This window comes from Vreelandella rituensis, from assembly GCF_003336665.1.
GTDB classification, from domain to species: domain Bacteria; phylum Pseudomonadota; class Gammaproteobacteria; order Pseudomonadales; family Halomonadaceae; genus Vreelandella; species Vreelandella rituensis.
In genome coordinates this window covers 25,078-33,717 of the sequence record NZ_QPIJ01000047.1, presented here as the reverse complement: position 1 = coordinate 33,717, position 8,640 = coordinate 25,078, and the positions used below count along the sequence as shown (strand labels likewise).

Genomic DNA, 8,640 nt, shown 5'->3' with positions numbered 1-8,640 from the left:
GGGACTGTCTCGCTTCCGGCGCCGTGGGCTGGCGGGTGTCAAACGCGAGTTTGCTTTGCATGCCCTGGCTTACAACCTGGCTCGCGCTGTAGCGCTGAGCCTTTATCATCGTCTCTGGGATTGGTTGTGGAGATGCCTGGGATTATCTTACCTAGCAACAAAGGAAATGATCGCGGCTGCCAGGGTGTGAGTGATGATGTCGTCCAGCCTTCGACGTCGCTGAGCATCGGTTTAGTTATGAGTCGTTAGGAGATTTGCGACAACCTCTTTAGGGCGAAGTAGTTGACCATTTCTGGCGTAGTGGGAAAAATGTAAAGAAAGGGCAGGAGTTCGCCAAGAAAAATATGCAAAAGGCCGCCCGAAGGCGGCCTTGGTATTACACTGGCGGGTGCACGATCATTTGCTGGGATAGCTACGCTGATCATGACCGGTATACAGCTGGCGCGGACGACCGATCTTGAAATCGTCGCTTTGCATCTCGTGCCAATGGGAAATCCAGCCAATGGTACGCGAGACGGCGAAGATGACCGTGAACATGTTGGTCGGAATGCCCATTGCCTTGAGAATGATGCCGGAATAGAAATCGACATTGGGGTAGAGTTTGCGCTCGATGAAGTAGTCGTCTTCCAGAGCGATCTGTTCCAGGCGCTTGGCAATCTTGAGTTGGGGGTCATCGGCCATGCCCAGCTCGGCCAAGACTTCGTCGCAAGTTTCCTTCATGACCTTGGCGCGCGGATCAAAGTTACGATAGACACGGTGACCGAAGCCCATCAGCTTGAAAGGGTCATCCTTGTCCTTGGCCTTGTCGACGAAACGCTGGATATTCTCTTCGGAGTCGTCACCGATTTCGTCAAGCATCTTGAGCACGGCTTCGTTGGCGCCGCCATGAGCCGGGCCCCAGAGAGCGGCGATGCCGGCACTGATGCAGGCGAACGGATTGGCACCGGTAGAGCCTGCCAGGCGCACGGTCGAGGTGGAGGCGTTCTGCTCATGGTCGGCATGCAGCATGAAGATGCGATCCATGGCCTTGGCAAATACCGGGTTGCTCTTGTATTCCTCGCAAGGGTTGCTGAACATCAGGTAGAGGAAGTTCTCTGCATAGCTCAGATCGTTGCGCGGATAGTTGAACGGCTGGCCGACGTTGTACTTGTACGACATCGCGGCCAGAGTCGGCATTTTGGCGATCAGGCGGATCGCACTGATTTCACGATCTTCCTGCTTGGTAATGTCCATGTGGTCATGATAGAACGCTGCCAGGCCGCCTACGACACCGCACAGAATGGACATCGGGTGAGCGTCGCGCCGGAAGCCCTTGAAGAAATTGTTGATCTGATCGTGAACCATGGTGTGATTGCGAACCCGTGATTCGAAATCAGCGTATTGTGTGTCTGTAGGCAGTTCGCCGAACAGCAGCAGGTAGCACACCTCTACGAAGTTGGACTCCTTGGCAAGCTCTCCGATAGGGTAGCCGCGATGGAGAAGGACGCCTTTGCCGCCATCTATATAGGTAATGGCGGACTGGCAGGAAGATGTCGACATGAAGCCGGGATCATAGGTGAACAAACCCTCAGCCACGAGGCTACGTACATCAATGACATCGGGGCCAAGAGTGCCGGAATACATCGGTAGTTCGATGGTCTTGTCCAGACCATCTACCGTTAATGTTGCTTTCCTGTCAGCCATACTGGCCTCCTTTCGAATACGGGTTGGGACGTAAAGTCGGTATTTCGCATGCCGCACCGGCGAAAAGACTCGCCCACTATAGAAGCGTGAAAAGGATTGTCAATTAGCCTAAATGCCATCTCGATCTATACTGGTAGTTATATTTTGTGTAGCTATTGTATAATATTAAGGGGCATTAGCTGAGCGTCCAGTGTTCAAGCAAACGAATACTTTTCTGTTCTTCTAAATGTGGCCATCTGCGTCTGGCCTAGTGGAGTAATCTACTATAGCTATGCTGCAATGCAAAATCGACTCGATATCTGGTTATCTTCTTGAACCATGGTCGAGTCAATCGGAGTTCGGTTTGTCAGCGGAGCCTAAGGTTCTTATAATCTTGGCGCGCGACCGGCAGGTAGGAGGTCGTGCCCGACTTGGCAACGGCCGAGCTGCTTCCAGAAATCACCCCGCTCGGGCCATGCCCGACCTGTCGCAGAGCGGGCCAAGAGAGTGTATAAAGCCGTGAATAGCAAACGACCCGTAAACCTAGACCTTTCGACCATACACTTCCCGCTTCCCGCGTTGACCTCGATCACACACCGCGTCACGGGTGTCATCCTGTTCGTTGGTCTGATTTTCGCTTTCTGGGCATTGGACAAGTCGCTTTCATCACCGGCAGGTTTCGATGCGGTAAGCGATGCACTGGCCCATAACTTTCTAGCCAAACTGATCGCCTGGGGCCTTTTGTCCGCCTTGGCGTTTCACTTTGTCGCTGGTATCAAACACCTGCTCATGGACGCCGATATCGGCGTGACCTTGGAAGGTGGCACGAAAAAAGCGCAGGCCACAGTCGTGGTCAGTGCCCTTTTGATTATTCTGGCGGGAGTCTGGGTATGGTAACCAACATTACGAGCTTTGGCCGCAGCGGCCTTTCTGACTGGCTGATGCAGCGTGCATCCGCCGTGATCATGGCCCTGTACACCGTGTTTCTTGTCGCCTATCTGCTATTCAACCCGGGGCTCGATTATTACACATGGAGCGGCCTGTTCGACCAGACATGGATGCGAATCTTCTCCTTGCTGACATTCATTTCCCTGGCGGCACACGCCTGGATCGGCTTGTGGACCGTAACCACCGATTACCTCAAGTCTACGCCTTTGCGCGTGGGTGCCCAGATGCTGATCATTCTGGCCATCTTCGTGTATCTGGTGTGGAGCATTCAAATTCTGTGGGGAGCTTGATTCATGTCCAACCTGCGTAGCTTGACATTTGACGCCATCATCATCGGTGGCGGTGGTTCCGGTCTGCGAGCCGCACTTGAACTGGCCAAGTCCGGCAAGAAGACAGCAGTGCTCTCCAAGGTGTTTCCGACGCGCTCACACACTGTCTCCGCCCAGGGTGGCATCACCTGTGCGATTGCTTCCGCCGATCCTAACGACGATTGGCGCTGGCACATGTACGACACCGTCAAGGGCGGTGATTACATCGCTGACCAGGACGCGGCTGAATACATGTGTTCCGAAGGCCCCAAGGCAGTGTTCGAGCTGGAACACATGGGCCTGCCGTTCTCCCGCTTTGATAACGGCCGTATCTATCAGCGTCCTTTCGGCGGCCAATCCAAGAACTTCGGGGAAGGCGGCCAAGCCGCGCGCACCTGTGCCGCCGCTGACCGTACCGGCCATGCCTTGCTGCATACCCTGTATCAGAACAATATAAAGAACAACACCGTCTTTCTTAATGAATGGTATGCGGTGGATCTGGTCAAGAATGCCGAGGGAGATGTCGTGGGCTGTATCGCCATGTGCATCGAAACCGGTGAAGTGGTGCATGTGAAGTCCAAGGCCACGGTGCTGGCCACCGGGGGTGCCGGACGTATCTACGCCTCCACTACCAATGCCCTGATCAATACCGGCGACGGTATCGGTATGGCGCTGCGCGCCGGCTTCCCGATGCAGGACATGGAAATGTGGCAGTTCCACCCGACCGGCATCTATGGTGCGGGCACCTTAGTGACTGAAGGTTGCCGTGGTGAAGGTGGCTACTTGATCAACAAGGATGGCGAGCGCTTCATGGAGCGTTATGCGCCCAACGCCAAGGATCTTGCCGGCCGTGATGTGGTCGCGCGCTCCATGGTCATGGAAATCCTTGAGGGTCGCGGATGCGGTGAGAAAGGCGATCACGTTTTCTTGAAGCTCGATCATCTGGGTGAAGAGGTGCTGGGCAAGCGCTTGCCGGGTATCGTCGAACTGTCCAAGACCTTTGCTCATGTGGACCCGGCCAAGGAGCCGATTCCGGTGGTGCCGACCTGCCATTACATGATGGGCGGGATTCCGACCAACGTGCATGGTCAGGCGATCATGCAGGGCGAAGATGGCAAGGACCAGATCGTCAACGGTCTGTTTGCTTGCGGCGAAGCGGCTTGTGTCTCGGTGCACGGTGCCAACCGTCTGGGTGGCAACTCACTGCTCGACCTGGTGGTATTCGGGCGTGCGGCGGGCATGTTCATTGAAGGCGCTCTCAATGCCGGTATCGAATATCTGGATGCCACCGAATCCGATATCGAAGCGGCCATGGCTCGCATGACGCGTTGGAACGAGTCCGAAGAAGGTGGTGAAACCGTCCCCGAGCTCAAGGCGGCCTTGCAGGACATCATGCAGGCTTCTTTCGGCGTCTTCCGTGAAGAAGAGAATATGCAGAAGGGTGTCAAGCAGCTTGCGGAATTGCGCGAGCGTATTGCCAAGGCGCACCTGCCGGATAAGTCCAACACCTTCAACACCGCCCGTGTCGAAGCCCTGGAACTTGACAACCTGATGGAAGTGGCCGAGGCAACGGCAATTTCTGCCCTGGAGCGCAAGGAAAGCCGTGGTGCGCACTCTCGCTACGACTACCCGGATCGTGACGACGTCAACTGGCTGAAGCACTCACTGTACTTCCCGGCGACAAAGCAGTTGAAAAAGCGCGACGTCAACTTCAAGCCAAAGACCATGGCAACGCTCGAACCGAAAATTCGCACCTACTAAACTCCGTATTGACGAGAGGGAGTCACTATGTCCAATCTTCAGGTATCCGTATACCGCTACAACCCGGAAACCGACTCCGCGCCGTACATGCAGGAGTTTCAGGTCGATACCAAAGGTCGCGACCTGATGGTGCTGGATGTTCTGCATCTGATGAAAGAGCAGGATAGCGCTTTGGCATTTCGCCGCAGCTGCCGTGAAGGCGTGTGCGGTTCCGACGGCATGAACATGAATGGCAAGAATGGTCTGGCGTGCATCACGCCGCTATCCGAAGTCATCAAGGGCAATAAACTGGTACTGCGCCCCTTGCCTGGACTGCCGGTGATCCGGGATATGGTCGTGGACATGGGGTTGTTCTACAAACAGTATGAGCGTATTCAGCCCTATCTGCAGAACGACACCCCGGCGCCGGCTATCGAGCGTCTTCAGTCGCCTGAAGACCGCGAGAAACTCGATGGGCTTTACGAGTGCATTCTATGTGCTTGCTGTTCGACAGCTTGCCCATCGTTCTGGTGGAACCCGGAAAAGTTCGTCGGTCCGGCCGGCCTGCTTCAGTCCTATCGCTTCCTGGTGGATACGCGTGATACTGCTACACAGGAGCGTTTGTCCGAGCTGGAAGACCCGTTCAGTGTGTTCCGCTGCCGTGGCATCATGAATTGCGTTGCGGTATGTCCCAAGGGTTTGAACCCGACTCGGGCTATCGGAAAGATTCGTGAAATGCTGTTGGCCGAGGCCACATAAGAAAAAAACAAGCGAAATGCCACTTAAGTTGCCATGAAAGCCACTTAAATCGTGACGGCTCGCTTGTTATCATAGAGGCTAAGCGTTGTGGTGCGGCATCGAGTCGCGCCACATCGTAGCCAGGTTCAAGAGCCGGTGCCGTGAGTACCGGCTCTTGAGCATGGCGCGAACGCGAAGAACCGAAAAGAAGTACCGAAAAGTAAGAACCGAAAACGAAAGTACGATCAGAGAACGAAAGGGCTTCCGGCTATAGGCCGGCGCCGCCGGCAAACCTCCCGCCCCGCCGGCAGGGCAACAGCGATGTCGTCGCGCATGTGGCGATGCCGATACCACCCCATCAGTGCAGGGTGACCGAGAGATGCAACAAGGCATAATGGAGTTAATGTGGCGTTCCTCTCACGTTAGTGGTGGCAATGCCCACTACGTGGAAGCGCTTTACGAGCAGTACCTTGACGATCCTGATACTGTCCCTGACGAGTGGCGCAACTATTTCGACCAGTTGCCGCGCCCCGAGGGCAGTGCCTCCCACGATGTTCCACTAAGCCCCATCCGTGATCAGTTCTATCAATTAGGCCGAGAAACGCGCCCAGGCGCTGCGGTCGCCGCTGTTGACAGCGGAGAGAACAAGAAGCAGGTCAAAGTCCTGCAGTTGATCAACGCGTATCGCTTTCGTGGCCATCAGAAGGCCAATATCGATCCCTTGGGTCTGCGTAATCCCACCCCCGTCCCCGACCTTGACCTGTCGTTCCATCAGCTTTCCAAAGCTGACCTGGACACCGAGTTTCAGACCGGCTCGTTTTTCCTGGGTATGGACAAGGCCTCCTTGCGTGAAATCGTCGACGCCCTCGAGCAGACCTACTGTCGCTCGATCGGCTGCGAGATCATGCACATTGTCGATACCGAAGAGAAGCGCTGGCTACAGCGGCGTTTCGAAGCGGTACGCAGTGCACCCAAGTTCAATGAAGATGTGCGCAAGCACGTACTTGAGCGTCTGACCGCCGCGGAGGGGCTGGAAAACTACCTGGCCTCGAAGTATCCGGGCACCAAGCGCTTTGGCCTGGAGGGCGGTGAAGCCTTTATTCCGATGATGGACGAGCTGATCCAGCGTGCCGGCGGTTACGGTACCAAGGAAGTCGTTATCGGCATGGCTCACCGCGGGCGTCTCAATCTTCTGGTCAATATTCTCGGCAAGAACCCGACGGACCTGATTGACGAGTTCGATGGCAAGAAAGTCATCGAACGGGGTTCCGGTGACGTCAAATATCACCAGGGTTTCAGTTCCAACGTCATGTCGCCGGGCGGTGAAGTGCACCTGGCCATGTCGTTCAACCCTTCACACCTGGAAATCGTGGCCCCGGTAGTCGAAGGGTCGGTGCGTGCCCGTCAGGACCGACGCAATGACAAGGACGGCACCAAGGTACTGCCGATCAATGTTCATGGTGATGCCGCCTTCGCTGGCCAGGGCGTGGTCATGGAGACATTTCAGATGTCCCAGACCCGTGCTTACAAGACCGGTGGCACGGTACATATCGTCATCAACAACCAGGTTGGCTTTACCACCTCGCACCCTGCGGATACTCGTTCCACCGAGTACTGCACCGATATCGCCAAAATGGTTCAGGCACCGATCTTCCATGTCAATGGTGATGACGCGGATGCGGTGTTGCATGCCACTCAAGTCGCCATCGACTATCGCCAGGAATTCAAGCGCGACGTGGTGATCGATCTGGTGTGTTACCGCCGTCGTGGCCATAACGAAGCTGATGAGCCATCGGGCACTCAGCCCATGATGTACTCCAAGATCAAGGCCCACCCGTCTTCACGCTCCATTTATGCGCAGCGGCTGGTGGAGCAGGGCATACTCAGCGAAGCCGATGCCAAGGCAATGGTGGAAACCTACCGCGAAGACCTGGTGGCGGGTAACCACGTGGCCAATGCCTTGGTGCAGGAACCCAATACCTCCCTGTTCGTTGATTGGGCGCCCTATCTGGGGCACGAGTGGAGCGGCGATGCCGATACCACGGTGGACATGAAACGTCTGCAGCAGCTGGCCGCCAGGATGTGCGAGATTCCCGACGGTGTGGAAGTGCAGCGCCAGGTTGCCAAGATCTACGAAGACCGACGCAAGATGCAGGCCGGTGGCATGGGCCTCAACTGGGGCTTTGCCGAGACCTTGGCTTATGCCACCTTGCTCGACCAGGGACACCCGATTCGCCTGACCGGACAGGATGTGGGTCGCGGTACTTTTTCCCACCGTCACGCTGTGGTCCACAATCAGAAAGATGGCAGCACCTATGTGCCGCTACAGAACATGGCGGATGCTCAGCCGACGTTTACCATTCACGACTCCTTCCTTTCCGAAGAAGCCGTGCTTGCCTTCGAATACGGCTATTCCACCACCGCTCCGAACGATCTGGTGATTTGGGAAGCGCAGTTTGGTGATTTCTTCAATGGTGCCCAGGTGGTGGTGGACCAGTTCATCTCTTCCGGTGAAACCAAATGGGGACGCCTGTGTGGTTTGACCATGCTGTTGCCGCATGGCTATGAAGGCCAGGGGCCGGAGCACTCATCGGCACGCCTGGAGCGTTTCCTGCAAATGTGCGCCGAGCACAACATGCAGGTTTGCGTGCCGACCACGCCGGGACAGATCTTCCATCTGTTGCGCCGCCAGGTGATTCGTCCGCTGCGTAAGCCATTGGTGATCATGTCGCCGAAATCGCTGTTGCGGCATAAGGAAGCTGTTTCCAGCCTGGACGATCTGGCTTACGGAAAATTCCATATGGTATTGCCCGACCAGGCCGATCTCAAGCCAGAAAAGGTAAAACGCGTGGTGTTGTGCGCCGGTAAGGTCTATTACGACCTGGCAAACTGGCGAGTCGATAATGAGCGTGACGATACCGCTATCGTGCGTATCGAACAGCTGTACCCGTTCCCCAAGGAAGAACTGCTGGAAATTCTGACGCCCTACACCAATATCGAAGATGTGGTGTGGTGTCAGGAAGAGCCGCTCAACCAGGGGGCCTGGTACTCGAGCCAGCATCACATGCGGGCCGTGGCCGATATGCTGAAAGATGGCTTGGGGCGCGATCTCAAGTTTGCCGGACGCCCGGCATCGGCAGCACCGGCAGCGGGCTATATGTCCGTTCATACTCAACAGCAGCGCCAGCTAGTGGAAGATGCCTTCAATCTGTAAGGCACCCGCTGGAACACGAGAACACATAAG

Annotated in this window: 6 protein-coding genes and 1 pseudogene; 6 read left to right on the top strand and 1 reads right to left on the bottom strand. The window is 55.9% G+C overall.

The window, feature by feature from the left end; all coding sequences use genetic code 11:
* Positions 1 to 190: pseudogene (locus tag DU506_RS21990) on the top strand (IS1182 family transposase); the annotation flags it as partial.
* 206 nt (positions 191 to 396) lie between these two features.
* Here DU506_RS21990 and gltA read toward each other — a convergent pair.
* Entirely contained in the window at positions 397 to 1,683 is a 1,287-nt protein-coding gene (gltA, locus tag DU506_RS16295; RefSeq protein WP_114487952.1) for a citrate synthase, read from the bottom strand.
* Between the two features lie 498 nt (positions 1,684 to 2,181).
* Between gltA and sdhC the strand changes: the two genes are divergently transcribed.
* The 5 genes from sdhC to DU506_RS16270 all read left to right on the top strand — a co-directional run bounded on the left by sdhC (position 2,182) and on the right by DU506_RS16270 (position 8,610).
* A complete protein-coding gene (gene sdhC, locus DU506_RS16290; protein WP_220254416.1) occupies positions 2,182 to 2,559 on the top strand; it encodes a succinate dehydrogenase, cytochrome b556 subunit in 378 nt (125 codons plus the stop codon).
* The gene (gene sdhD / locus DU506_RS16285; protein WP_114487950.1) at positions 2,553 to 2,900 is read left to right on the top strand and encodes a succinate dehydrogenase, hydrophobic membrane anchor protein; all 348 of its coding nucleotides are present in this window, start codon (positions 2,553 to 2,555) and stop codon (positions 2,898 to 2,900) included. Before sdhC ends, sdhD begins: the two co-directional genes overlap by 7 nt.
* Positions 2,901 to 2,903: 3 nt before the next feature.
* Positions 2,904 to 4,679, top strand: coding sequence for a succinate dehydrogenase flavoprotein subunit (sdhA, locus tag DU506_RS16280; protein WP_114487949.1), 1,776 nt, complete (start codon positions 2,904 to 2,906; stop codon positions 4,677 to 4,679).
* Positions 4,680 to 4,706: 27 nt separating this feature from the next.
* Positions 4,707 to 5,417 carry a succinate dehydrogenase iron-sulfur subunit gene (locus DU506_RS16275; protein WP_114487948.1) on the top strand — a complete coding sequence of 237 codons (711 nt, stop codon included), beginning with the start codon at positions 4,707 to 4,709 and terminating at the stop codon, positions 5,415 to 5,417.
* Positions 5,418 to 5,775: 358 nt separating this feature from the next.
* Positions 5,776 to 8,610 carry a 2-oxoglutarate dehydrogenase E1 component gene (locus DU506_RS16270; RefSeq protein WP_114487947.1) on the top strand — a complete coding sequence of 945 codons (2,835 nt, stop codon included), beginning with the start codon at positions 5,776 to 5,778 and terminating at the stop codon, positions 8,608 to 8,610.
* The last annotated feature ends 30 nt before the right edge of the window (positions 8,611 to 8,640 follow it).